22 protein-coding genes are annotated in these 25,530 nt (G+C 70.3%); 7 read left to right on the forward strand and 15 right to left on the reverse strand.

Features of this window, described 5'->3' with window-relative positions; genetic code table 11:
* Positions 1–11: 11 nt before the first annotated feature.
* Entirely contained in the window at positions 12–602 is a 591-nt protein-coding gene (locus tag OG711_RS36950) for a TetR/AcrR family transcriptional regulator (protein ID WP_329563211.1), read from the reverse strand.
* 101 nt (positions 603–703) lie between these two features.
* Here OG711_RS36950 and OG711_RS36955 point away from each other — a divergent pair, with 101 nt between their 5' ends.
* Entirely contained in the window at positions 704–1,393 is a 690-nt protein-coding gene (locus OG711_RS36955) for a nitroreductase (protein WP_329563213.1), read from the forward strand.
* A gap of 115 nt (positions 1,394–1,508) precedes the next feature.
* Here the strand turns inward: OG711_RS36955 and OG711_RS36960 are convergent, their stop codons facing one another.
* Genes OG711_RS36960 through OG711_RS36970 form a run of 3 tightly spaced genes read right to left on the reverse strand, consistent with a single transcriptional unit; the run spans position 1,509 to position 5,322 of the window.
* Complete coding sequence (locus tag OG711_RS36960; protein ID WP_329563215.1) at positions 1,509–3,032, reverse strand: class I adenylate-forming enzyme family protein; 1,524 nt, start codon at positions 3,030–3,032, stop codon at positions 1,509–1,511.
* A 31-nt stretch (positions 3,033–3,063) separates the two neighbouring features.
* Positions 3,064–4,689, reverse strand: coding sequence for an acyl-CoA dehydrogenase family protein (locus OG711_RS36965; RefSeq protein ID WP_073788272.1), 1,626 nt, complete (start codon positions 4,687–4,689; stop codon positions 3,064–3,066).
* Positions 4,690–4,698: 9 nt separating this feature from the next.
* On the reverse strand, positions 4,699–5,322 hold the full coding sequence (locus OG711_RS36970) for a TetR/AcrR family transcriptional regulator (protein ID WP_329563217.1): 624 nt from the start codon (positions 5,320–5,322) through the stop codon (positions 4,699–4,701).
* 481 nt (positions 5,323–5,803) lie between these two features.
* On the opposite strand from OG711_RS36970, the gene OG711_RS36975 reads away from it, so the two are divergent.
* A complete protein-coding gene (locus tag OG711_RS36975) occupies positions 5,804–7,297 on the forward strand; it encodes a glucose/sorbosone family PQQ-dependent dehydrogenase (protein ID WP_329563219.1) in 1,494 nt (497 codons plus the stop codon).
* A gap of 186 nt (positions 7,298–7,483) precedes the next feature.
* On the opposite strand, the gene OG711_RS36980 is transcribed toward OG711_RS36975, so the two are convergent.
* The 4 genes from OG711_RS36980 to OG711_RS36995 all read right to left on the reverse strand — a co-directional run bounded on the left by OG711_RS36980 (position 7,484) and on the right by OG711_RS36995 (position 12,348).
* A complete protein-coding gene (locus OG711_RS36980) occupies positions 7,484–8,080 on the reverse strand; it encodes an HD domain-containing protein (protein ID WP_329563221.1) in 597 nt (198 codons plus the stop codon).
* Between the two features lie 187 nt (positions 8,081–8,267).
* Entirely contained in the window at positions 8,268–10,304 is a 2,037-nt protein-coding gene (locus OG711_RS36985; protein ID WP_329563223.1) for an ABC transporter ATP-binding protein, read from the reverse strand.
* A gap of 877 nt (positions 10,305–11,181) precedes the next feature.
* Positions 11,182–11,445, reverse strand: a complete 264-nt coding sequence (locus OG711_RS36990; protein WP_073788262.1) for a DUF6199 family natural product biosynthesis protein — start codon at positions 11,443–11,445, stop codon at positions 11,182–11,184.
* A gap of 273 nt (positions 11,446–11,718) precedes the next feature.
* A complete protein-coding gene (locus OG711_RS36995; RefSeq protein ID WP_329563225.1) occupies positions 11,719–12,348 on the reverse strand; it encodes an SMI1/KNR4 family protein in 630 nt (209 codons plus the stop codon).
* Between the two features lie 85 nt (positions 12,349–12,433).
* On the opposite strand from OG711_RS36995, the gene OG711_RS37000 reads away from it, so the two are divergent.
* Positions 12,434–13,198 (forward strand): tetratricopeptide repeat protein, encoded by a 765-nt coding sequence (locus OG711_RS37000; RefSeq protein WP_329563227.1) that lies wholly within the window; start codon positions 12,434–12,436, stop codon positions 13,196–13,198.
* Here the strand turns inward: OG711_RS37000 and OG711_RS37005 are convergent.
* From OG711_RS37005 to OG711_RS37015, 3 genes are all read right to left on the reverse strand, one after another.
* Positions 13,161–13,622, reverse strand: a complete 462-nt coding sequence (locus OG711_RS37005; RefSeq protein ID WP_329563229.1) for an SDR family oxidoreductase — start codon at positions 13,620–13,622, stop codon at positions 13,161–13,163. The genes OG711_RS37000 and OG711_RS37005 overlap by 38 nt on opposite strands.
* A 48-nt stretch (positions 13,623–13,670) precedes the next feature.
* Positions 13,671–13,940, reverse strand: coding sequence for a hypothetical protein (locus OG711_RS37010; protein WP_329563231.1), 270 nt, complete (start codon positions 13,938–13,940; stop codon positions 13,671–13,673).
* A 302-nt stretch (positions 13,941–14,242) separates the two neighbouring features.
* Positions 14,243–17,116: an AfsR/SARP family transcriptional regulator gene (locus OG711_RS37015; RefSeq protein ID WP_329563233.1), complete on the reverse strand. Its 2,874-nt coding sequence runs from the start codon at positions 17,114–17,116 to the stop codon at positions 14,243–14,245.
* A gap of 194 nt (positions 17,117–17,310) precedes the next feature.
* On the opposite strand from OG711_RS37015, the gene OG711_RS37020 reads away from it, so the two are divergent.
* On the forward strand, positions 17,311–17,784 hold the full coding sequence (locus OG711_RS37020) for an RICIN domain-containing protein (protein WP_329563235.1): 474 nt from the start codon (positions 17,311–17,313) through the stop codon (positions 17,782–17,784).
* A gap of 80 nt (positions 17,785–17,864) precedes the next feature.
* Here OG711_RS37020 and OG711_RS37025 read toward each other — a convergent pair whose 3' ends face one another.
* On the reverse strand, positions 17,865–18,251 hold the full coding sequence (locus OG711_RS37025; RefSeq protein ID WP_329563237.1) for a hypothetical protein: 387 nt from the start codon (positions 18,249–18,251) through the stop codon (positions 17,865–17,867).
* 140 nt (positions 18,252–18,391) lie between these two features.
* Positions 18,392–19,600, reverse strand: coding sequence for an enoyl-[acyl-carrier-protein] reductase FabV (gene fabV, locus OG711_RS37030; RefSeq protein ID WP_329564239.1), 1,209 nt, complete (start codon positions 19,598–19,600; stop codon positions 18,392–18,394).
* Positions 19,601–20,129: 529 nt separating this feature from the next.
* Here fabV and OG711_RS37035 point away from each other — a divergent pair.
* Together OG711_RS37035 and OG711_RS37040 are read left to right on the forward strand one after the other, a co-directional pair.
* Positions 20,130–20,597, forward strand: coding sequence for an SRPBCC family protein (locus OG711_RS37035; protein WP_329563239.1), 468 nt, complete (start codon positions 20,130–20,132; stop codon positions 20,595–20,597).
* Positions 20,598–20,883: 286 nt separating this feature from the next.
* Positions 20,884–21,486, forward strand: a complete 603-nt coding sequence (locus OG711_RS37040; RefSeq protein ID WP_266511146.1) for a lytic polysaccharide monooxygenase auxiliary activity family 9 protein — start codon at positions 20,884–20,886, stop codon at positions 21,484–21,486.
* A gap of 376 nt (positions 21,487–21,862) precedes the next feature.
* Here the strand turns inward: OG711_RS37040 and OG711_RS37045 are convergent, their stop codons facing one another.
* Positions 21,863–22,399, reverse strand: a complete 537-nt coding sequence (locus OG711_RS37045) for a hypothetical protein (protein ID WP_329563241.1) — start codon at positions 22,397–22,399, stop codon at positions 21,863–21,865.
* Positions 22,400–22,948: 549 nt separating this feature from the next.
* Here OG711_RS37045 and OG711_RS37050 point away from each other — a divergent pair.
* Positions 22,949–23,929, forward strand: a complete 981-nt coding sequence (locus OG711_RS37050) for an ABC transporter substrate-binding protein (RefSeq protein ID WP_329563243.1) — start codon at positions 22,949–22,951, stop codon at positions 23,927–23,929.
* A gap of 198 nt (positions 23,930–24,127) precedes the next feature.
* Here the strand turns inward: OG711_RS37050 and OG711_RS37055 are convergent, their stop codons facing one another.
* Entirely contained in the window at positions 24,128–25,378 is a 1,251-nt protein-coding gene (locus OG711_RS37055; protein WP_329563245.1) for an MDR family MFS transporter, read from the reverse strand.
* Positions 25,379–25,530: the final 152 nt, after the last annotated feature.

Genomic DNA, 25,530 nt, shown 5'->3' on the forward strand with positions numbered 1-25,530 from the left:
ACTCCTCCGCCTCAGGCCGTGCTCGGCAGGGCGTGCGCGAGAAGGGTCTTCGCTGCCTTCCGCGCGTGCCGGCCGTAGTCCGCCTCACCGAGCACCATGGCACGACTGGCGGCCCCGTCCGCGAGGGTGACCAGCTGTTCGGCGACTTCGGCGGGCTCGGAGCAGCCCAGTTCCGTCACCAGTTCGGTGACCAGCCGTACCATCAGCAGTTTCTGTTCGCGGGCGTAGGAGTGGACCGCGCTCTCCGGATCGGGGAACTCCGCCGCGGCGTCGATGAAGGGGCACCCTCGTACCGGTGTCGCGTCCGGCATGGGTTCGAACAGCCCGAGGATCCGCTCCAGCGGGGGGATGTCCTCGCGGGTCAGCACGTGTTCCAGAATGGCTCCCGACGAGGTGAGGTCGTGGAGGTGGGCGATCACCAGGTCGCTCTTGGTCCGGAAGTGCGCGTAGAGCGTGCGCTTGGACACCGGCGCCGCCTCCGCCACCTGCTCCATACCGGTCGGGTTGATCCCGTGGGTCGCGAACAGCCGGGCGGCGGCGGCCAGGATGCGCTCCCGTCCGCCACGCCCCCGCCCTTGGGATGCCGTAGTCGTCGCACTCATGCAGCAAGTGTACGGCCGCGTTTACTTCAGGAGGTGCCGCCTGTTACGGTCATGCGTAGTAAACGGTTGCGTTTACATTGGCTGCTGTCGAGGAGTGTTCCATGAGCCTGTTGGTCCCCACCGAGCTGAGTGACTGTGCGGAGAAGCTGATACGCGGCCGTCACGCGACCCGTGGGTTCCGTCCGGAAGCCGTGCCCGAGGACACGATGCGTGCGATCTTCTCGCTGGCAGGCGCCGCGCCGTCGAACTCCAACGCGCAGCCCTGGCGGGTGGAGGTGGCGAGCGGCGATACTCGTGAGCGCCTGGCCGACGCCTTGCGGACGGCGCACGCCGAGAAGCGGATCTCGGTCGACCTTCCGTATTCCGAGGACATGTACACACCGGTGCTCCAGGCCCGCCGGGCGGCGTTCGGCGCCCAGCTGTACGGAGCGCTGGGGATCGGTGCTCACGATCACGAGGCCAGGGCGGACTACGACGCGCAGAGCCTGGGCTTCTACGGCGCGCCGCACGTCGCGTTCCTGTTCGTCACCGGGGGCGGCGGGGCCCGGCTGGCCGCCGACGCCGGTGCCTATATGCAGACGCTGCTCCTGGCGATGACCGCCTACGGCGTGGCGAGTTGTCCGCAAGGGCTGCTGAGCTTCTACGCCGACACGGTCCGCGCCGCACTCGGGGTCGGCGGAGGGCAACTGCTCGTAGGTGTCTCCTTCGGCTACGCCGACGAAGCGGCGCCGGTCAACCACGTCACGGCCGGGCGGGCCGCGCTCGAAGAAGTCACGACCTTCCATGGATAGCCGGTTGACCCGCGTGTACTCCTCGCGCGGCGGCAGCCCCGGCGGTCCGTCGCAGTCGGCGTAGGACTCGGGCTACTCGTCAACCGGGAGCAAGGACGAGTTCTCAGGCGCTCACTCAGGTCACCAGGTTCCGGCGGATGACGTGTTTGGTGAGTTTGCCCGAAGGGTTGCGGGGGAGCTCCGGAAGCGTGACCGCCTCGCGGGGGAGCTTGTAACGGGCGAGCTTGTCGCCGAGGTAGCCGCGGATCTCCTCCAGGGTGATCGGCTGTCCGTCGGCGGTGACGCAGACGGCGATGACGGTCTCGCCCCATTCGGGGTGGGGTCTGCCGACGACGGCGACATCGGTGAGCCGGGGGTGCCCGCGCAGCGTTTCCTCGACCTCCTGGGAATGCACGTTCTCTCCGCCGACGATGATGAGGTCCTTGAGGCGGTCGACGATGTAGAGATAGCCGTCCTCGTCGACGCGTGCCACATCGCCGGTGCGGAACCAGGGACCGGTGAACACCGCCGCTGTGGCGGGAGCGTTCTGGTGGAATCCGCTCATCCGGGTGTCCGCGCGCAGCCAGATCTCGCCGGTGCCGCCCGCCGGGACGTCGTTCCCGTCGGGTGCGACGACGCGCAGGTCGACCCCCGGCATACCGCCCCGGCCTATCGAGCCCGCTTTGGCCACCTGCTCGTGGGGGTAGAGGGCGGTGCCGACCGGTCCCATCTCGCTCATGCCGTACACCTGGAAGAACCGGTCGCTGCGGTACGCGGTGGCGAGGGCGCGGGCTGTCTCCGCACCGAGCGGCGCTCCGCCGTAGAGCCACTTGTCGACGCTGGACAGATCGGCGTCGGCCAGCGACAGCTTGCCCTGGCGGGCCAGCTGGACCGGTGCCAGATACGCGATCGGCGCCCCGAAGAACGCCGTCGCACGGTGCCGTTCCACAGCGGCCACGAACCCGGCGGGGTCGTACTCGCGCTGGAGCACGGTGGTCGCGCCGAGGAAGATCATGGTCAGCAGCCAGTCGTTGAGCGGGGCCGCGTGCCAGATCGGCATCGACAGGAGGAATCGTTCCTCCGAGGTGAAGCCGACCGTGCTCGTGATGAGCGGGGCGACGAGGGACAGCCCGCGGTGGGTATGCACGCACCCCTTCGGCGAGGCGGTCGTGCCGGAGGTGAAGAGGATCTCGGCCGGGGCCTCGTCGTCCTCCGTCACGGCGTTCGCCAGCGGCGCGGCGGCCGCGGTGAGGGCGTCGAAGTCGGGAAGTCCGTCGACCCCCGACTCGGTGGTCATCCAGACGGTGTCCGGCCGGGCCGCGCGGGCCGTGGCCGCCAGGCCGGCGCAGACGACGCCGAGCCCGGCACCGGAGTGCTCGACGGCGTAACGGGTCTCAGGGACGGTGAACTTGTGGTTGACCGGGACGAGCACACCACCGGCGAACCAGGTACCGAAAGCCGCCACGACGAAACCCGGCGTGTTGAACGTCATCACCGCGACCCGGTCACCGGGTCGAAGACCCGCGTCGATCAGCACGGTGGCGGCCCGCCGGGCCCGGTCGAGCAGGTCGGCGTAGGTGACCGACTCGTCGTCGGTGACGAGGGCGTGCTTGTCCGGTGCGCGCCGGGCCGCGCGTTCCAGCAGGGCGGTCAGATGCATGGCTTCGGTCCTTGCCGTGTGCGGGGCCGGGTCAGGCCCGGGAGACGAGTGAGGCGAGGTCGAGTCCTGGGGCGAGTGCTCCGTACTCCAGGCTCCGGTCGGCGCCGAGCCGGGCGGCGACGAAGGCGTCGGCCACCGCGGCCGGGGCCTCGCGGATCAGCACGGCGCCTTGCAGCGCCAGGGCGAGCGCCTCGACGAGACGGCGGGCCTGTGCCGGGGCACGGTCCGGCTGCGCCATGGTCCTGCCGAGCAGTGTCCTGGTGGTGGCGATGTGCGCGTCGTAGGCGGGATGGACACCCAGGGCCGAGGCCAGCTCGCGGTCGACAGCCTCCACCGACTCCGGTTCGCGCGCCATGGCCCGCAGGACGTCGAGGGCTATGACGTTGCCCGAGCCCTCCCAGATCGCCATGACGGGCTGCTCGCGGTAGCGGCGCGCGAGGGGGAACGCCTCGGTGTAACCGTTGCCGCCCAGGCATTCCAATGCCTCGTAGGCGTGGTGCGGCCCGCGCTTGCACACCCAGTACTTGGCGACGGCCGTCGCCAGCCTGCGGAACGCGACCGACTCCGCGTCCTCCGTGTCGTAGGCCGCGGCGAGCCGGATCGCGGTCCAGGTGGCGGCCTCGGCCTCCAGTTGCAGATCGGCGATCACCGCGGTCATCGCCGGCTGGTCGACGAGGAGCGCGCCGAAGGCGCCGCGGTGCCGGGTGTGCCAGGCGGCCTCGGCCACGGCCTGCCGCATTCCGGCGGTGCTGCCGAGGACGCAGTCCAGCCGGGTCTGGGCAACCATCTCGATGATGGTGCGGACTCCCCGGCCCTCTTCCCCGACCAGCCGGCCGACGGTGCGGTCCAACTCGATCTCGGCCGAGGCGTTCGAACGGTTGCCCAGTTTGTCCTTGAGCCGCTGGATGCGGAACACATTGGCCTGGCCGCCCGGCAGCACCCGGGGCACGAGGAAGCAGCTGAGGCCACCGGAGGTCTGCGCCAGTACGAGGAACGCGTCCGACTGGGGGGCCGAGCAGAACCACTTGTGACCGGTGAGCAGATAGGTGCCGTCGCCGGCGTCGGCCGCCCGGGTCGTGTTGGCCCGGACGTCGGACCCGCCCTGCTTCTCCGTCATCGCCATCCCGAACAGCGCGGAGGCCTTGGCCTCGGGCGCGCGCGGCGCCGGATCGTAGCCGCGTGCGTAGACGCGGGGCAGCCACTGTTCGGCGAGTTCCGGAGCGAGCCGCAGCGAGGGCACCACGGCGTGGGTCATGCTCATCGGGCAGGCATGGCCGGGTTCGACCTGGGCGAAGAGCATGAACGTCGCCGCGCGGGCCACATGGGCGCCCGGGCGAGGATCGGCCCAGCAACTGGTGTGCGCGCCGTGTTCGACCGCCGCGCCGAGGATCCGGTGGTACGCGGGGTGGTACTCGACGGTGTCGACGCGGTTGCCCCACCGGTCGTGGGTGGAGAGGCGCGGCGGCTGCGTGTGCGCCAGTTCGGCGTCGTGCTGGAAGTCCGGCCGTCCGACCAGCGCGCCGACCTCGGTCAGCCCGTCGGCCGCCCACTGGGCGTCGAACCGCTTCACCGCCTCGGTGAGCGCGGGATTGGTCAGGTACTCGTTCAGGCCCTCCCGCGGCGGAGCCTGGTTGACAACCTCATGTGTGGTGCTCACGCCGTCTCCTCAGTGCCGAGTCGTGCCGAGTGCCCGGAAGCAGAACGTACGGATGCCGTCGACGACGGCGTCGTCGGGAAGCGCGGTCCGGGAGGTCTCCGGTGGGCGCAGGCTGCCGATCAGCGACTCGGAGATCGCCCCCATGACGGCCGAGGCGGCGAGAGCCGGTGCCTGGTCGGCGAAGCGGCCCTGGGCGATACCGGTGCGGATGACCTGTTCGCCGAGCTCGGTGTACGAGCGCCGGTAGACCAGCCGCTCGGCCTCCACCGCGGGGGTCACCGGCTCGAAGAGCAGGGACCACGCCATCCGACGGCCCCGCAACGCACGGCCCGCGAACGTCCGGATCAGGACACTCAGCTGGTCCGTCGCGTCGGGCGGGGCATCGGCGACGGCCGTGCGCACGATTCTGAGCTCGTGCGTCGCGGCGCTGCGGAACACCTCCGCCAGCAGTTGCTCACGGTTGTCGAAGTAGGAGTAGACCGAACCGACACTGGCGCCGCACCGCTCGGCGATGACCGCGACGGTCGCGCCACCGAAACCCTGTGTCGCCACCAGCGAACGCGCGGCGCCCAGGAACGCGGCCCGCTTGAGTTCCGCGTTGCGTCGCGTGGTGGCCGTCGAGCGGTACGGCATCTTCCACCCCGTTGTTTTGAATACGGATTCATTTCTTCCCGCTGAAACATTGAAACCCCGTTCAGGTCTTGCTGGCAAGAGCCGCGGCCGACTGAATCGGCTGGTGACCGGGCCGCGGGTGGCTGAGCGGCGTTCCGGGTGGCTGGGCCGCGGTGCGGTGACCACGGGTGACGGGGTCGAGGTTCGGCGCATGGGGGGCCCGGCCCCGTACGGCAAGAACTCCCTCGGCGGGGCCTCCCGCAGCGGCGGACGCGCACGCGACGAACGATGTCGGGTACTCCCGCCAAGACGCTGGGCCTCCGACGCGGAAGCGCCCGGTACCCGGCCGATTTTCGCGACCGGGGCGGAGGCCGCCGATCGCGGAGGCGCCTTTCGTCACCCGAACAGCCCGCCACCCGAACACTTAAAGTGCTGAATCATATCCATAAAGTGATGATCTGGAGGGGAGGGGCGAAGGGGGGTGACCGGAAGGAACAATCCGATGAAGCACACCCACATACGCGGCCCTCTGGCGGCAGCGGTCGTCCTGGCCCTCGGCGCCGCGCTCGCCGGGGCCGCCGTCACCGGGGGAGATCCCTCGGGCGGAACGGGCACGGACGTCTCCGCTCCGGACGGCACCGCACCGCCTGCCTCGGGGACGTTCACCAAGCGGGTGGTGACCACCGGCCTCAACAACCCCTACGAGGTGGTCAGGGTTCCCGACGGAGCCCTCTGGGTCACCGAGAAGAGCGGCAAGAAGGTCACCCGCGCCGACCCGAAGTCCGGTGCCAAGGCCACCTTGCTCAGCCTGCCGGAGGCCGTCCACAGCCAGGGCGGACAGGACGGTGTGCTCGGCCTCGCCGTCGAGGAACGGCCGAGGAGCGGGGAACTGTACGCGTACCTCGCCTACAGCTACGACATCGATCCCACCCCGGCCGTACAGGCCCGCACGAAGATCGAGCGCTACACCTACGACGCCGGGCGGCAGCGGCTGCACAGTCCGAAGACCGTCATCGCCGGTATGCCGTCCGGCAGCGACCACCAGTCGGCGCGGGTGCGCCTGGGCCCGGACGGCAAGCTCTACTACACGATCGGCGACCAAGGCACCAACCAGTTCGCGAACTTCTGCCGGCCCAGCTACCCCCAGCGGCTGCCCACCGCCCACGAGGTCCAGGGCAGGGACTGGATCGCCTACCAGGGCAAGACCCTGCGGCTGAACACCGACGGCTCGGTCCCCGCGGACAACCCCTCCCTCGACGGCGTGCGCAGTCACGTCCACACCTACGGGCACCGCAACGCGCAGGGCCTTGCCTTCGGCCCCGACGGCACGCTCTACCAGAACGACCAGGGCCCGAAGACCGACGACGAGATCAACGTCCTGCGGAAGGGCGCCAACTACGGCTGGCCGAACGTCTCGGGCTACCGCGACGACAAGGCCTACGTCTACGGCAACTGGTCCGCCTCGTGGCCGACACCGTGCGACAAGCTGACCTTCAGCGACTTCAAGATCCCCAAGACGGTGCCGGTCCAGCGGGAGACGGACTTCGACCAGCCCTTCGTACAGCCTGTCCACACCTTCGGCACGGTGGACTCGGGCTTCGAGTTCCAGGACCCCAAGTGCGCCAAGGGCGAGATGTGGGCGGTGTGCTGGCCCACCATCGCGCCCTCCAGCTTCGAGCACTACGGAACGTCCAGGGAATCCGCCGCATCGTCGGGCGGAGGCATTCCCGGCTGGCGGAACTCGCTGCTGATGACCACCCTCAAGGACGGCTCCGTCTACCGCGTCGATCTCGCGGCGGGCGGTCAGGAGGTCAGCAAGGTCACCAAGCTCTTCCAGGAGCGGAACCGCTTCCGTGACTCGGAGTTCAGCGCCGACGGCAGGTCCCTCTACGTCGCGACCGACACCGCGGGCCCCGTCCGCGACGCGCGGGGCGCTCCGGCGGCCGGCCCGCTGGAGAACCCCGGCGCGATCATCGAGTACCGCTGGCGCTCCTGAAGCACGTCATCGACGGCGCGGCCGTCGGGCGGCGCGGGCGGACCGCCATCCACAGGTCGTGGCGACCGCCCGCCCCGGCCTCGGCGTGGGACGAGCCGGGCGAGTGGCTTCGTGGGCAGGCAGAGCCGGTGTGGATCGGCTGCGCCTCGCCGGTGGCGGGCCGGACCGTCCCACGACATTCCCGCCTCACACCTGCGCGTGCCCGTACCGAGCCCTTGCCGAGGTCAGGTCGGGTACGCCGAACCTGGCACGCAGCAGGCCGAACGCGTGGACCTTGTCCGCGCCGAACCTCTCCACCCGTGCGGCGTAGGTGTCGGCGGTGAGGAACGTGGGTGGTGTCGTCTTGCTGTGGAACTTGTCCGCGTACATGACCAGTTGCTCTTCGACGGTCTCGGCCAGGTAGTCGGCCTCGGGTATCGGAAGCTTCTGTTCGCGGATGTCGTGCCGGGTCAGTCCGACTCCCGTGTGACAGGAGCAGAAGCGGCGCAAAGCCTCCGGATAGCCTTCCTCGCGCAGGATCTCGTGACCGAGGACGCCATGGCGGATGTAGTCGCGGTGATCGAGCCGACCCGCGCGGTCGTAGAGCCGGTAGACGCCGATGTCGTGCAGCAGGGCGCCGATACGGACAAGGTCGGTGTCGAGAGGGAGGGCGGTCCGTGCCCCGAGCTGTGCGGCGATGTCGCCGACGATCTCGCAGTGGGTGAGAACGAGGTCCAGCGCCTCACGCGACGGCGCGTACCGCTCGTGCAGCGCGCGCACCTCGTCGACCGTCGGCAGAATCACGCGGGTAGCCTACCGTCCAGCCTTGGCGGGACCGGCGATGCGCCCGGGCCCCGGAGTCGGAGAAGACAGTTTTGCGCTGCTCATCGGCGCGCGCGGTCGAGGTGACCTGGTCCGGACCGGGTCACCTCGTGCGCAGGGTGCGGGAAGCGGGTGCCGGGCAGGGTGGTCCCGCCCGGCACCGGGTGGGTCATCCAGGCAGCCGAGCCCGGTCCGAGGGTGCGTCCGGGCCGGAGTCAGCGGTGCGGTATCCGGACGCCTGTAGGCGGAACATGGCGGCGTACGACGCGTCGAGGTCCATGAGCTCCTGGTGCGTACCGGATTCCGTGATCCTCCCGCTGTCGAAGACATAGATCGTGTCGCAGCCTCGCACCGAGGCGAGGCGGTGCGAGATGAGAACGGTGATCTGCCCGGGGAGCCGGGGTCCTTGGAGGACCGCCTGATAGACGGCGTGTTCGGCGCGCGGGTCCATGCTGGCCGTCGGTTCGTCGAGGAGGAGGACGGACGCCTGCTTGTAGAAGCCGCGGGCCACCGCGATCTTCGCCCACTGTCCTGCGGAGAGCTGCTGTCCGCCGCGGAAGCGTTTGGACAGCAGCGTGGTCCACGCGTCGGGGAGGGCGGCGATGACCTGGTCGGCGCCGGAGGCGGTGGCCGCGCGGTGGGCGGCTTCGGGGTCCGCGTCGGTGATGGAGCCGCGGGAGACGGTGATGTTCGCCAGTGCGGTGAAGGGGAAGTGGGCGGGTTGCTGGAGGACCATGGAGACCCGCCGCTGAAGGGAGACGGGGTCGAGGTGCTGTGCGTCGGCGCCGTTCCAGGAAACGGTTCCGGCGGTCGGGTCGTACAGGCCGGCGATGAGTTTGGAACAGGTGCTCTTGCCGGAGCCGTTGACGCCGACGAACGCGACGGTCTCCCCGGCCTTCAGGGTCAGGGTCACACCGTCGAGCGCGGGGGCGTCCTTGCCCGGGTAGCTGAAGGTGACCTCGTCGAGCCGGATCTCCTTCACCGCCTCGGGGGCAGGCAGGCCGCCGGTGCGGGGCAGACGGGTGCGGCAATGGGATTGCACCGTCAACAGGTCCGAGACCCATAGGGCGTTCTCGAACACAAGATGAGCGAGGTTGACGAACGTGGTCAGTGACGTACGGCCGGTCTGGAGAGCCAGGACGGCCCCGGCACCGACGGCGAGCGGAATCCAGCCGTCCAGCAGCATCAGGCACAGCGCCGCGTAGGTGAGCCCGGCACCCAGGCCGCCGACGGCTCGTCCGGCGAGGTTGATCCGGGCCGCGCTCACACCCAGCCTCGTCTCCTCGGTGGCGATCCGCTCGGCGATCCGCCGGTACTCGGACAGCAGCGCGCCCTGGGAAGCGGTCGAGCGCAACTCGGCCGCGGAATCCTGGTCGAGCAGCAGCCAGGTGAACACCCGCAGCCGGCGTTGCATCGCGTTCCACCGCATATGGGAGTGGAAGCGGTCCCGGGCGGCGCGTACGGCGGCGGCCCCGACCGGCAGGACGGACAGCGGCAGCATCAGGATCAGCAGCGGATGGAGCACGGTGAGGACGCTCGCGGTGCCGATGATGTCCAGGGCCGCGGCGGCGAGCGCGACGACGTTGCCGACGATCTGCCGGGCGTAGTACAAGCCCTTGTCGGAGGCGCGGTGGACCGTGTCGTGCCAGTCGGGGTCCTCGACCGCCTCCAGCCGCACCCGCGCGGCCAGGTCGTAGAACTCGGACTCCAGCGCGACCCGGATCTTCGGTGTGAGCTTCGCCTCGGCGGCGGCGACCCCGGCCTCCAGCAGTGCCCGCAGCGACAGCAGACCGACGACGAGGAGCAGTTGGGGGAGCGCGGCACGAACCCTGTCGGGGGTCGGACCGGTCCCGAACAGTTCACGCAGGACACCGACCGAGGCGACCAGACCGAAGGCGGCCATCGCCGCCGACGCGAGCTGGAGGACGACCACCAGCAAGGTGTTGCGGCGATCGGCCCGCCAGGCCAGCGTCCCGACCTGCCGGAGGATCTGCGGCAGCCGGCCGAGAATCTCCCCGACACTCGCCTTCGCCGAAGCCCCGTCGTGCACTGACCAGTACGGCGTCTTCAGTCCGTCGGTGATGTCGTCGCCGTCGGCGGGCCCGGCCGGCACCCGCGCCGGCGGGAGCTCCAGCCCGGGCGCCGGGCGGGGCGGCGGGACGCGCCGCCCTCCGGTACGGGCGGCCCCGCTCTGCGCCCCGGTCATCCGCGCCTCCCCGCCGTCGGCCGAGGGCGCCGGGCGCGCGGACCCTCTTCGAGGGGTGGAGCCGGGGTGCGGGTCGTCGACGTCATCGGCGGTTCTCCTTGTCTCCGCGCCGCGGGGCGCGCGGCGTTCATCGGCCCGGCGGCCACTCGCGGGGCGGATGGGCGGAACGATCTCGGGTCTCGGTGCTGCGGTATCCGTGACAACGACCGGGCCGCCTTCTCGAACACACGTCTTTCAGTCGTGGCGAGAACCGCATGAAGAAGCGAATTCTGGAGGCTGTAGCAGCCATCGACCCGTGCCGCGCCGGGAGTGTCCCCACAGCGCGCGATGGCCGAATCGCCGGGGGCGATAGCCCTGTGACAGGTGGGTTTTCCCGCCTCCGCCTCCGCCTCCGTCACGGGCCTGGGCGTGGGCGTGGGTGTGGGCGCCGGAGTGGACGGGGACGGGGGCCGCGGGCGCCCGGACGCGGAAGGCGCCCGGCGCGGAGACGGTGCGGGAGCCGTCGGGGGCCGGGCAGGCGGCAGTGACGGTGCAGAGACCGGGTTCGGCGGTAAGCAAGGACCGCCGCCACCTGAGCCGACGCAGGCACTCTCGTACAGGGGGGTTCGCGGAGTCGAGGAGGGCGATGGGCGCTGTCGGGACCGTGCCCGTGGCAGGCGCGAGCCACGGCGAGGAAGAGACGGATGCGTCCGTAAGAAGGTCACACTGGCCCGAGAGCGCCATGTATCGGCGCGGTGCACCGGATCGCGGCCGGAGGCGGCGAGTCGCGGCGCGGCAAGGGCAGGCCGACCGCCCTGCCCGGTGTCACGAGGTCAGGGGGCCGTAGCCGGGCCGCGATGTCACCGGCTTCGATCTCACGGATCCGACCGGCTACCGGTCAGATCTGCTGCACCAGCATCCATATGACGAACGCCAGGAAGACCGCCCCGGTCGCTCGCTGCATGGCGTACCCCTTGCCGGTGGGCTCCGTCGCGTCCGGGTCCTTCACCCACCCCCGCTGGAAATTTCTGTTCAGCTTCCAGAGCAGTTGAGGGCGCAGGACCTGAACCAGTCCCATGACGAGGAAGAGGCACAGGAGCGGGATGAGGACCGGGTTGCTGCTGCCGTCAGAGGCCACAATTATCGACGCTTCGATGTTCATGCGTCTCCGGGTGCCCTGACATCGACTCAGGAAACGGTCGGCGTCCGGCGTGAACGCGCCTGCCAGGCCCGGTTCCGTCGCGGCAGCGGGACCATGCGCGTTGGGACGCATCCGGCGTCGGGTACGGGCACGGGCACGGTGCGGTACGCGTGGCCTGGGACGGATCATAGCGGGTGGGGCGCCGCGCGTCGGATGGGTGGCGGCGCTTGGAAGGCCGCGCGCCGATCAGGCACGGTCGGCGCGGTTCCCTTGGGCTGCTCCGCCGGAGGCCGTTCAGACCGTGGAGCCGGAATCCGGGTGCGCCGCCGTCCACGGGGAGTCGTCCCCCGGCAGTGGTCCCCACACCAGCGCACCCCGGTGAAGGCCCGGAGTGGCTTCGTCCATCAGTGGGCCGGTGCCTTCGGTGAGGGCCTGTGCCAGGGCGTCCAGGAACTCACCGAGGGATACGTATCCGGGGGAGTCGTGCGGTGCGGACGGCGGCTCACCGTCGGCCAGGCCGAAGGCCGCGAGCCGACCGTCGGCGTCGACTGCCAGGCCGCTCCAGGGGGTGAGGGCGTAGTCGGAAACCGCGAAGGGAATCCAGGTGCCCCAGAACTGTTCGGCGCTACCCCCGCTGTCCCTGACCGCTTCTATCCCCTTGAGCGGCAGCAAATGGTGCTGGGCGAGGAAAAGGCCCGGTTCGTACTCGTCCGGGTCGCGGTCCAGGGCTGAGGCGTCGACCGTTCCGTCGCAGGCCGTCAGCAGCCTCACCAGGTCCGCGGGCAGGCGCACTCCCCATTCCTCCTCCGCCGTACGGATGTCGGCCTCGGTCGCGCCTGGTCGCATGACGGTGTGCGAGGCGGGTGCGTGGACCGCCAGCCAGTCCGTGATGGCGTTCCAGGCGGGCAGGACGTCACTCGTCATGTCTTCCCTCATCGTGCTCCTTGGCTGAGGTGAGCAAGAGGTTCGACTCCTTCCTCTCGGTCGCCGTGGGCGCAATGATTATCGAATGAAGCGAATCTCGAAGTCGTGGCGCTGGCCCTTGGCCGGACTGTTGCTCACCTCGGCGGGCGCTCTGGTGGTGCCGGTCGGTGACATGCTCTGGCTCCACCTGGCAGTGACGCTGAGCGCGCTCGTACTGCTCGTACGACTGGCGCATCGCGAGGTTCCGTTCCCGCTGGCCCTGGCCCAATTACGGCTCGGCGGCGACGATCCGGCCCTCCTGCGCGCCCGTGTCCTGTCGGCGGCGCACGGTATGCAACAGGGGCGGATCGGCCTTGTGCTGACCCGGCTGCGGTTGGTCCTGCCGGACCTGACCCGCGTACTGGGGCCGGATCACCCCGACACCCTGGCCGCCCGTTCGTTGAGTTTGCAGGTGCGGGGCGAGACGGGTGACCTGCCCGACCGCCTCTCCGCGATGCGGGAACTGATCGGCGACATGACACCAGTCCTCGATCCCGGACACCCCGATGTTCTCGCCGCCCGCTACTGCCTCGCCGGGTGGCTCAAGAGCGACGGCTTCACCGCCGAGGCCGAAGCGGCGTTCGCGGACGTCATCGCCTTGGGCACCGAGCAGCTGGGACCCGATCACAACATCGTCCTGATCGCCCGCAGTTCCCTCACGATCCTGCGCTACGACCGCACCGGCTCCGACCCAAGTGCGGCCGTCGAAGACATGATCACCATCGTCGCCGCGATGGAACGCACCCTCGGCCCCGCCCATCCGACCGCCGCCGCTACCCGGCACCTTCTCGCACAGTGGCGAAGCACCTAGGCGGACAGCGGGGCGTGACGGACGCGGGCGGCGGAGCGGGTGTTCGCAGCGCTGCTTCGAGGGGGCCTGGTCGGCGGTGGGACCGGGTCCACGCCGACACGACGACGGGTGAGGGCCCGACTTCGAGCAGCCGGTCCCGGATGTGCACCACCAGCACCGGCCCGGGTGACACCAGGTTCGAGGTGACACCGGACCCCTTGAGGTCGCGCGCCAGGGACACCGCGGAATTGTGCCTCGCCGCGAGCGTGGCGGAGTACTGCGGCTGGACCGCCTTGGGCCGCACGGCCAGCCCTCCGCCGATCCGGATGACGCGCCCCCACCCCCGTTGGCACATGCCGGGCACGAACGCCCTGATCATCCGGACCGCCGGGACCGCATTGACCTGGTACGCCGTGGCCCACAGCTCCGGCGTGGCCTCGCCCACGGGACGGGATCGGTGCCCCCGGCGTTGTTGTCCAGGGACCGGCCCCGGCTACCGCCCGGCGTCCAGCGGCGACTTCTCCGGTGGCGCGCTCCCGGATGCCGGACGGCGTATCCGTGCCATGAGCAGTCGGCCGCAGGACCAGCACAGGTCCACGAGCACGATGAAGGTCCAGATCCGGCCGCCGCCGTAGACCAGTCCCTCGAAGCCGGAGTTCCGGCCGCCGCCGCTCATCAGGGTGGTGGTGAACCCCTTGGTGAACAGGTCCTCGATCCAGGACAGTCCGAGGAGCAGCAGTGCCACCTGGGCGGCGGCGAACACGGCCAGCCGGGCCCCCAGCTCCCGGACCTGCCGACGAGGTGTCCTCGGTACGGCCTCCGGAACGGCTCCGGTGCGGCCGCGGGGACCGGCTCCCCGGCGACCACAGGGACCGGCTCCGGCGTGGCCGCGGGGACCGACCTCCCAGCGGCCTCCACCAGATGCTCGGACGGCTGCTCGGGTTCCTCGGGCGACTTCGTACACCCCCGAACTCGCCGGTTTTCTCGTACACCACCCGTGCTCGTCGGCGTTCCCCGCACGGCACAAGAGGTGTGCCGGATCGAGTCAGTGGATGGCACTTCGGTTCAACGGATGAGACTTCGGTCCGCGATGCCGTCGGCGGGATACGGCCCGGTGAGCGGGTGGTCCGCCGTTCGGATGTGGTGGTGCATCGCGGCGGCGTCGGCGTCCAGCCCTCGGTCGGTGTAGATCGCGGCGGCTTCCTGCCAGCAGGCGATGGCCTCGCTCCGGCGTCCGAGGTGGTGCAGCGATGTGGCGAGGACGGCGAGAGGCCAGGCGAGGGTCTCGTCGTGACTCCCGAGGGACGCGCGGCCGAGGGCGATCGCGCGTCGGCAGTGGATGATCGCCGTGTCGTGGTCGCCGATGCCCTGCCAGCCCCTGGCGATGGCCGAGAGCGCGCATGCCTCGCCGTCGGCATCGCCGATCCGACGGCGCAGCAGCGCGCTGCGGGTGCCGTGGTCGACGGCTTGCCGATGGTTGCCGAGATCGGCGTGGAGCTGGGCGATGTTGCCTTCCGCCACCGCTTCCCACCGTCCCGTGTCGAACCCTGGGCTGAGCACACGCACCTCGCCGAAGTGGTGCAGTGCCTCGGTGAACCGGGTCTGCCGACGCAGCAGTTGGCCGAGTTCGGTGCGGGCGGCGATCTGGACGTGGATGTTGCCGACGTCCTGGGCGAGTGCGCAGGCGCGGGCGAGGTCCGGCTCGGCGTCGGCATGCCGCAGGTGCGCCAGCGCTTCCCCGCGAGCGAGCAGCACGTTGGCCTCGTGCTCGGTCCGGCCGGACCGCCGCGCCGCGCGCAGACCCGCGGTGGCGGTGTCGATGCGTTCCTCCCAGCCGCCCATGAGCACGAGGAACCCGAGAGCGTCGACGAGGTGCAGGGCGTACCGGTCCATGGCGCGGTCGACGGCGTGGTGCAGGGCGGCGACCAGGTTGGCCCGTTCGGCGGTGAACCAGGCCCAGGCGTGGTCACGGTCGGCCACGGGATGGGGATGAGCGGGCTCGGCGGGGTGTGTCACCAGGCGTGTGCAGGTGGGGTAGAGGCGCCGGTCGGCGGTGTGAGCGGTGTGGGTGTACCAGGTGAGCACCGCGTCGAGTGCGTGCCGGCGCTCGTCCTCGGTGTCCTGGGGACCGGCCAACTCGTCCGCGTAGGCGCGCAGCAGATCGTGGAAGCGGTAACGGTCGTGCGCGGACGGTTCGATGAGATGCGCGTCGGCCAGAGACTTGAGCAACTGCCTTGTCTCGCGCGGCGGCCGATGTGCGAGGGCCGCAGCGGCGGGCGTCGAGATGTCCGGACCCGGGTGCAGACCGAGGCGCCGGAACAGCTGTGCCTGCGATGCGGTCAGTTGTTCGTAGGACCACTGGAGTACGTTGCGGACCGCCGCGTAGGGGTCCTGGCCCCAGCTCAGCGCGTCCAGTCTGGAGTCCTCTTCGGCGAGCTCGGTGACGATGTCGGCGACGGAGACCTGCTCGTACGCGGCCGCGCGCCCGGCGGCGATCCGCAGCGCCAGCGGCAGCCGCGCGCACAGCCGGATCAGGTCCTCCACCGCGGCCGGCTCTGCTTGGGCCCGCGTCGGGCCGATGATGCCGACGACCAGGCTCAGGGCCTCGGCCGGGGACAGCACGTCGAGGGTGAGCCGGTGCGCGGCTTCGGTGACCACCAGGCCGGTGAGGCTGTCGCGGCTGGTCACCAGCACCATGCACCCGGGTGCCCCCGGCAGCAGTGGCCGGACCTGCTCGGCGCTGTTGGCGTTGTCCAGCACGATCAGCATCCGCCGCCCCGCCGCCAGCGTGCGGAACAGTCCTGATCGGGCGCCGGTCCCGGCGGGCACCGCCGCCGGATGCACGCCGAGCGCGACCAGGAAATCGTCGAGCACCTCGTCGGGGCTCGCGGGCCTGCCGGGACCGTAACCGCGCAGATTGGTGTGCAACGTGCCGTCCGGGAACCGGTCCTGGACGCGGTGGGCCCAGTGCACCGCGAGCGTCGTCTTGCCCACTCCGCCCGAGCCGTCGAGTGCGGAGATCACCACGGCCTGCCCACCGGCAGTCGGTAACAGGGCGTCGAGCGCGTCCAGGTGATCGGCGCGGCCGGTGAAGTCGCGAATCGTCTGCGGCAGTTGCCGGGGCACCGGTGACGCGACGGCGAAGGGCTTCCTCGGGGCAGGCACGGCGCCGAAGGGCCGGGCGCCGTCGTCCCGGCGGGGTCGGGATTCCCCCCGCAGGATCTGCTCGTGCAGCCGCCGCACATCGGCTCCGGGGCCGACTCCGAGTTCTTCGGCGAGACTGGTGCGGAGGCGGTGGAAGACCTGGAGCGCGTCCGCGCGGCGGCCGCAGTGGTCCAGCGTCGTCATCAGCTGCGCGTGCAGCCCTTCGCGCAGGGGATGGTCGTGCACGAGGTCCGCGAGCTCATCGACGACTTCGTGGTGCTCGCCGAGTTCCGTCCTCCATCTGGCACACAACTCCAGCGCGCCAAGCCGCTGCTCGTCCCATCGCGCGGCGGATCTGGTCAGCGCCGCTGTGCCCAGCCCGTCGAGCGCGGGCCCACGCCAGAGGCCCAGTGCCGACCGGATCGCCTGGGTCGCCCGGTCCAGCCTCCCCTCGGCGGCATGGCGGCGGCTGTCGGCCACCCCGGCGGCGAACCGGAGCGAGTCGAGCCGCTCCGCACCGACGCAGATCCGGTAACCGGGTTCCTCGGTGCGGATGAGCCCCTGGCCGGTGTCGCCCAAGCAATCCCGCAGCGCCGAGACCGAGTTCCGCAACTGCTTGACGGCGGTGGCGGGTGGCTCGTCGTCCCAGGTCGTCTCGACGAGCCTGGACAGCGGCACCACCGAGTTCGGTGCCAGCAGCAAAGCGGCCAACAGCCGCTGACGACGCGCCCCCGGCAGCAGCACCCGCCCACAGCCTGTCCAGACCTCAAGCGCGCCGAGCACACGGAAGTCCATCCCCCCGATTTCCCCCCTCACCGAAAGTAATCGGATCAGAGCATAGCGTTCGCGGAGAGGTCCGCTCGACGGTCGATGGGGACGCGGTGAGGACGCCGTGGGGACGGCACGCGGGACGGTGATCGTCGTCAACCCGAACGACCGGGCGACGCCACCGGCGGCGCGCCGACGAACCGTACTCAAGGGGATCAATCATGGAACTCACGGGCAACCTCCTTCGACTCGCCGGTGCGGGAGCGGCGATCGCGCTCAGCGCGACACCGCTGGTCGGCGCCCCATCGGCGCAGGCGGCACCGGTGGTGAACTACCAGGTGGCCAACGGCAACAGCAGGAACGCCTGCCTTCAGGTGGTCAACGCCCACACAGGCACGGGAAACGTCGTCCTCGCCACCTGCAATCGCAGCGCGAAGCAGGTGTGGCGCATCGGCGGCGGGATCTTCAGGAACCCGGCGTCGAACCACTGCCTCGACGGAAACGGCACGGATGTCTACACGAAGCGGTGCAACACCGACGGGTACCAGAAGTGGAAGACCACGTCCGGCAGTCCGAAGTACATCAACCAGGACCGGGGCGGGAAGTACCTGCACGCGGCCGGGCGCGTTGGGGAGCATGTCGTCTACAAGCCCAGCAGCGGGACGTCGTCCCGCTGGGTGATCGGCCGGGTGTGAACCGGCTGATCCCGTGAGTCCGGCGGGCCGCCCCCACCGGCGGCCCGCCGTCCCGAACGCGGTGCACGGATGGCGGACGATCAGCTGTCGGTGTCAAGGACGATCGATTCGGTCATCTTGAGCAGACAGCGGAAGTTGTCGAACCCCGCGGGATATGTCAACGGATACCCGAGCCTGGCGACGTGCCCACGTAGTTCAGGAAGTCTCTCGACGAGGATGCCCCGGCGCCAGGTGTCGAGCTCGCCCTTGTCCGCGAGACAGGTCGACACGCACCCGGCGAGCCACATGTCCAGCTCGGCCGGTTCACCCTTGTCGTTCTTCACATCACCCGCGGTACGCAGGGACGCCCACATCCCCTCGAACCCCAGCGGGCGGTAGCAGCCCGCAGTATCCCTGAGGGCCCGATGGCGCCGCACGGAGGACACCTCGCGGTCGCGGACGCGTCTGGCGTAGGCACGGAAGCTCACCCCTTGATCCTCTGGCAGTGGACGCCTGTCCGGACCGGGGGTCCCGAGCCGGGTGGCGTGGCTCCTCGGGGGCTGGCAGCGCGTGCCGGGGTTGGCCTCGGGTGGTGGCCGTTCCGGTCGCCCACTTCAACGCGGACTGCTCAGACGGTGGGAGTTGGCCAGGGCACGTCGATCTCGATGGCGGCGGTGTAGTCGACGCCGGGGACCGAGAAGCCGTAGAGGCGACGGATCTCTTCGCTGAACCAGTCGAGGTCGGCGAGTTCGGTGATGGTTTCGCTGGTGGCGGTGGACCAGCGCTGGGCGACGGCGCTCTGTACGGCGGGGGCGAGTTCCCAGGTGTCGAGGCGGACGCGGCCCTCGGCGTCGAGGTCGAGGGGGCGGACGCCGGTCAGTTGGTCCCACAGCTCGACCAGTTGATGGATCGGGGCCACCATGGCACTGCCGAGGACACCGCGCAGCAGCCCGACGTACAGAGCGATTCCGGGGATGGCGGTGGAGGACTGGGTGACGGCAGCGGCGTTGACCGAGGTCACGGCCCGGCCGCCCAGGGACTTGCCGAGGAGTTCGTCCAACGTGCGTGCCGTGGCTTCGAGGTGGCCCTTCGCCGTGCCGATGGTGCCCTGCCGGTAGATCGCCGCGGTCAGCGGCGAGCCGATATAGGACAGGGCGGCGGTGGTGAAGCCGTCGGCGAGCAGGGACCGGTCGGCCAGGAAGGTGACCCACCGTTCCCAGTCGGTGCCGCCCATCACCGCCACGGTCTGCTCGATGTCGTCGCCCTCGGCCGGCGCAATGGTGACCTCCTTCACCTCCGGGACGCCGTGCTCGTCGAAGACGAGGGTCTTGGTGGTGTGCGGCGAGCCGACCGGTTTGAGGACCGAGGCATACACATCGCCGGTGTCCGGGTCGGTGCGGCGAGGCGCGGCCACCGAGTAGACGAGGAAGTCGAGCCGTCCCCCGAAACGCTCGGCGAGGAGGCCGGCAACCTGCTCCTTCATCGCGTCGCTGAACGCGTCGCCGTTGAGGAAGACCATGTCCCGCCCGTGCTGTCGGGCGAGCTGGGCGGTGGCGGCGGTGCGGTACCAGCCGGCCGTGCCGGTGCGCCGGGCCGGCGACTTCTCGAAGCACACACCGATGCCGCGGACGCCGGCCCGGGCCAGGCCCGCGATCGTCGCGGCCAGGCCGTACCCGGCGGACGAGCCGATGATCAGGGCCACCGGTCCGTCCCCGCCGCCGGTGACGGGGGCGGGGACGGCCTGCCACATCTCGTCCACCAGCTGTCGGCAGCCGCCGGGATGGGAGTCAAGGAACAGGAAGCCACGGTTCTTGGGCGCGATGACGCGTTCGCTCACGGTGTGGTGCCCCAGTGTTGTCACGGACAAGGAAGCGGCGGCCCCTTCGGCCGTCCCGTCCCGCAAGTCTGCGGCCGCGCGGATGAGATCGGTGATCTTGACCGCCACAACGATGTCCGGCCGCGCTTGGAGGGTCCCTACTGGCTCAAGCGGCGGCCCGGGCCAGTCCGGGCGTGGTGGTACGAGGGATACGGCGCGGCTGGTGCTCGAACGGGGACCGTTCTCGACGCGCCTATAGCCACAGCCGCCAGCGTGCGGTGCGGGTGGGGCCGACCGATCGGCCGTCATCCCGCCCGATTCGTACGGCTGGTCTGGGGCGCTCCTGCGGCTTCGCGCTTCCGGCGGTCCCGGTGGTACCGGCGTGGCCTGTCGCAGGACCGGGAAGTCCGGTGTCCTCCAGGGGACGACGACCATCCCGGCATCCTGCCCCTGGACCGCTGAACAGCCACTTGCCGCATTTTCTGCTCGCCGTCCATCGGTGCTCCGAGCCGCCCGGCCTGCCGGACGAGGCCCGTGCGAGCATCCCGGTATGAAGCATTTCGAGACCGTCACGCCTATCGCCGCGCCCCCTGCCGTCGTCTTCGACCTGTCGCTGGACGTGGATCTGCACACCGCCTCCATGGCCCGATCCGGCGAGCGGATCATCGGTGGTGTCCGCACCGGACGTATGGCGCTCGGTGACCATGTCACCTGGGAGGCCCGGCACTTCGGCATCAAGTGGCGGATGACCTCGCGTATCAGCGCGTACGAGAAGCCAGGAAGCTTCGTGGACGAGCAGGTGACCGGGCCCTTCCGGCGGTGGCACCACACCCACCGCTTCGTGCCGGACGGACGGGGCGGCACGGTGATGCACGACGAGATCCAGTTCGCCGCGCCGTTCGGCTTGTTGGGCGCGGCTGTGGAGACGGTGGTACTCGCCCGGTACATGCGGAATCTCATTCTGGCGCGCAACGTACATGTGAAGCAGCGCGCGGAGGAGTCGGCCCGGACCTCGTAGGGATCACCTGACGCTCGGGACCGATGCCCCGAACGGGATGAACGACGGCCGCGCGGAACGATGGTTCCAGGATCGGAGACGGAACGGGGACGGCCCCGCTGCGCACCGGCAGGCCGACAACGACCGGCCCCCACGCGAGGCTTGTGAAGGAATGATGAACGTGGTGTGGCCAGATTCTCTCCATCATTGGTATGGACACGTTCAACTAACGCCGATAATTTGGGCCTTGGTCTAGACCAGAGTGCGCGTACGTCTCACGGAACCCCACGTTCTTCAGGAGTGCAGCATGCGAAAGAAGATGTACGCGGCCATGCTCGGGATGGCCACCGTCGGAGCTGTCACGCTCTCGTCCGGTGGTGCCAGCAGCCACGGGTACACCGATCAGCCCCTGAGCCGCCAGAAGGCGTGCGGGAACGGCGGCATCGTCAAGGGCTGCGGTTCCATCCAGTACGAGCCGCAGAGCGTCGAGGGCCTCAAGGGCTTCCCGGCCGGCGGCCCGGCCGACGGCAAGCTGTGTTCCGCGGGGATCGGCGGCTACAGCGCCCTCGACCACCCGAAGCAGCCGAACGGCACCGCGTGGCCCGCCACGCAGCTGACCGGCGGCCAGAGCTACAACTTCCGCTGGCAGTTCACGGCCGCGCACGCCACGGCCGACTTCAAGTACTACATCACCAAGAACGGCTGGAACCAGAACGCTCCGCTGACGCGGGCCGCCCTGGAGTCCACCCCGTTCCTGACGGTGCCGTACAACGGTCAGCGCCCGCCGTGGACCCTGTCGCACTCCGGCCAGGTCCCCTCCGGCAAGACCGGGAACCATGTGGTCCTCGCGGTGTGGACGGTCGCCGACACCCCGAACGCCTTCTACGCCTGCTCCGACGTCAAGTTCTGATCTGACCCCGGAGCCGGACATCACTGAGGTCTCCCCGTGACCCCCCACAGGTACGGTCATCGCGCACGCCACCCGTGGCCGCGTGGCATGCGCGAGTACCGGCGCGGGGAGACCTCATGAAGTGCGTGCGCGAAGCCGCCCCTCGCTGGAGCTTCGGTTCAACTGGTGCCGCTCCCGCGTGTGTGAGGACTGCTCGTGTCGCGTCATGGAGATGACCCGCGCGATCCTGTCGTCCCCGCACGGGCGGGGGCCGCCCTCAACGCGTGCTGACCTGCTGGCGCACAACAGCGTGCTGATCTGTCGGCACAGCAGGCGGTAGGCCCAGCCGCGGGTCGAACTCTCGCCTCCCCGCCTCCGGCGACCTATGGCCGGCCGCTCAGGACGTCGGCAGGCATAGGGCGTATGCCGTCACCGTGGCCGTGGACGTACCGGTCGCGTTGAAGCTCGGGAGCAGCTCGACCGTCCACGTCGTGGCCCCCGCGTCGGGGTACTCGCTGGACACCCCGAGGACATCGCTCGGCGTCGCACGCCATCCGCCGCCCGTCAACGTGGTCCCGTCCGGGCATGTGGCGGTCACCCGGAAGGGAAAGGGCGAATTCTGGTCGTGGGTCACAGGAGTGCCGGTGACCACGGTCGTGGGCTTCGGCGCCCCGGCAGGTCCTTGCGGACCGGCGGGGCCTTCACGGCCTTCAGCGCCTGCCGGACCTGCGGGGCCGGGAGGACCGGCGGGACCTGCGGGGCCCGGAGGGCCGGGAGGGCCGGGAGGGCCGGAGATCTGGCAGTTGTGGTTCCCGATGTAGGTGACGCAGCGCTTGCCCTCGTCCCCTGACTGAGCCGCGGCCGCGGGAACGGTGGCAGTGGTGGAGAGCCCGAGAGCGAGCAGGCCGCTCATCACCGTGACGGATGTGCGCATCCAAACCTCCTGTGCGGGTGAGTCCTCACACTCCCTCCCCTCCCGTGGGCCCGCGTTGTCGCCTCGCGGTCGACTTCCCCACGAATGGCGCAGAACTTCACCGGCGAGCCTCCTTGCGCTCCCCGCCGCATCCGCTCGCGGAGGGGCCGGGAGTCCCTGCCGGACGGCGGTGAGCACAGCCATGAGCGCAGCCGCCGCGAACACAGCCGCCGTAGACACAGCCGACGTGAACGCAGCCGGAAGCGTGGGAAGGCCGCGCAGCGTGCGCGCCGCGAGCACATCAGCTCGGAGGCCACGCTCGGGGCCCGGTGCGAGTGACGGCGGCCGCCGTCTAAGCTGACTTAGGTAAGCCTAAGCAGGTTTCTGCGAGGTGGGCCCGCTGTTGTGGTGCCTGCCGGGTGGGCCAGGCGTTCGCGGTGGTGCGACGTCGACCGGGGATGAGGACGGGCGACGGTGTACGGCCGCATGGATCGTCTTCGTCCGGCGCTCCCGCCGGCACGTCCGCCCATGGCTGTCCTCTCCGCTCCTTCGCCCGAAAGTAGATCGTCGATGTCGAGCACCACCCTCCCGTTCCGTCGCGTGCTTCCTGTGTCCGCCGCGCTCGCCGGCGTCCTGCCCCTCAGTGCGTGCGGCTCCGGCTCGGGTGGCGGGCAGGGTGCCGGGGGAGGGGACGGCGCGAAGACCCGTACCGTCACCACGGCCATGGGAGATGTTCAGGTTCCCGCCGAACCGAAGCGGGTCGTCGTGCTCGACACCGCTGAACTGGACTCGGCGGTCACCCTCGGCGTGAAGCCCGTCGGCGCGACCCGCACCGACTCGCCGTCCGGCTTCCCCGCCCATCTGCCCGCCGGCATGGTCAAGGACGTCAAGATCGTCGGTCAGATGCTGGAGCCCAGCATGGAGGCCATCCTCGCGCTGAAGCCCGACCTGATCCTCACCAGCAAGCTGCGCCACGGCGGAAAGTACGCCGAACTGAAGCAGATAGCTCCGACCGTGATGACCGAGGGCACCGGCCCCTCCTGGAAGGAGAACTTCCTCGTGCACGCGAAGGCGCTCGGCAAGGAGGCCGAGGCAGGGAAGACCATCGCGGACTACAGCGCGCGTGCCGCCGAGGTGACCGCCGCGCTCGGCGGCAAGAAGCGGGCCGGCCGGACGAAGGTCAGCATGGTCCGGTTCGTCGAGGGGATGGACGTCTGCCTGTACGGGAAGAAGAACTACATCGGCACCGTCCTCGCCGATGTCGGCCTGGACCGTCCCCCCGTCACGGACCAGGCCAAGGACGGTTTCATCCTCACCGTGAGCCCTGAGAACATCGACCGGGCGGACGCGGACGTGATCTTCCACTCCGTGTACGGGGACCCGAAGAAGGCCAAGGTCCCCGCGGTCACGGGTGGTCCGCTGTGGAAGAACCTCACCGCCGTGAAGAACGACCGGGTCCACGCCGTGAACGACGCGCTGTGGATGCAGGGCATCGGCTACACAGCGGCGGACAAGATCCTCGGCGAACTTCAGGAAGCCCTCACCGCCTAGGACATCGTGTCATTCCGGGTGCGAGCCCGTTTCCGCAGCTGCTCACGGCCGTCGTCCCCCTTGTCGGCCGTGAGCCTGTCATGTCGGCTCGGGCTGCCGCCAGGTGTACCCGGAGAACGCCACGAACAAGATCGCGGTTGGGGCCGCCCGCTCCCGGTACGCAGGGATCGGTACCCAGGGATCGGTACCCGGGCGGGCTCAATCGCGGTGGCGCGGCACCAGCGACAGGCCGATCAGCGGGACGGCAGCCAGGGCGAACCATGACAGCCCCCCGCCCGTGTCGAGCAGCGCGCCGGTCGGGGCGCTGCCGAGCAGTACGACCACCCCGGAGACCGACGACAGCGCGCCGGTGTAGAGGCCGAGGCGCCGGTCGTCGGCCAGGTCGGGCAGCCAGGCCCGGACCCCGGGTATCACCAGCATCTGTCCGACGGTGAGCAGCACCACGAAGACCAGCGACGGCAGTAGCCCGCCGGCCAGTGGAGGGAGGGCTCCGGCCGCCGTGAACGCACCCGTGATGAGCAGCAGGCCCCAGCGGACGGCCGCCGCATGGGACATCGCCCCGGCGACCCGGCCGGACAGCGGCAGTTGTCCGAGCACGACCATGAGGGACGACAGCGCGAGCATCCAACCCAGCGCGACCTGGGATCCGGTGGTCCGTTCCAGCTCCATCGGCAGTGCCAGATAGAGCTGGTTGTAGGCGAGGAGATAGCTGCCGTAGGCGAGGCACAGGGCGAGGAACCGCCGGTTCCGCAGCAGTTCGCCGACGCCCGACCTGGCGGACGTGGACGGAGTGACGGGTTCCGGCGCGGTACGGGGTTCCGGGGCGGGCAGCAGACGGTGGAGCGCGACCAGGATCACCGCGAAGACCACGGCCCCGGCGAGACACGCCGCCCTGAACCCACCCGCGAGCAGCGCTGTGCCCGCGATCGGTCCGATGAGCGCGCCCGCCTGGCCGCCCATGAGGAACAGGCCGAGCGTCCTGGTCCTGGCCACCTTGTCCGTCTGCTCGTGCCGGACCGCTTGCCGGGCGATCTCGGTCTCCAGCGCCGGGGCGTACAGCGCCGCGGCGAAGCCGACGAGGAGAACCGAGCCGATCACCGACCATGTGCTGTGCGCGAAACCGAGCCAGCCGAAGCCGGCGATCCGCAGGGCGCAGCCCGCCAGCATCACCCGCCGTGCGCCGTAGCGGTCGGTGAGCGCCCCGCCGACGACGAAGAGTCCTTGCTGCGAGAACGTCCGGAGGCCGAGCACCAGCCCGACGAGCCATGCGGCCAGGCCGAGCGCGCCCCCGAGATGTTCGGCGAGATAGGGCAGGACCAGGAAGAACCCGAGATTGAAGGCGAAGCCGCTGAGGATGAGCAGACGGGTCACAGAACCGAGCGACCGAAGATCGCGCAGCACCCCCGCGCCGCCGCCGGTCACCGAGGAGAGCCGAGAGGTGGTCTTCATGTGATCGGCTGCCGCCTTCGTGTCTGTGGGAGCGACCACACGTGCGGTGGAGCTGTGGCAGCCGACGGACGAAGACGGACACTCCCACCGAACCCGGCCCCGACGGGATACCAGTATGTACCACCGATATCGGAGCGCTTCCCGGGGCGGCC

Source organism: Streptomyces uncialis, assembly GCF_036250755.1.
GTDB classification, from domain to species: Bacteria; Actinomycetota; Actinomycetes; order Streptomycetales; family Streptomycetaceae; genus Streptomyces; species Streptomyces uncialis.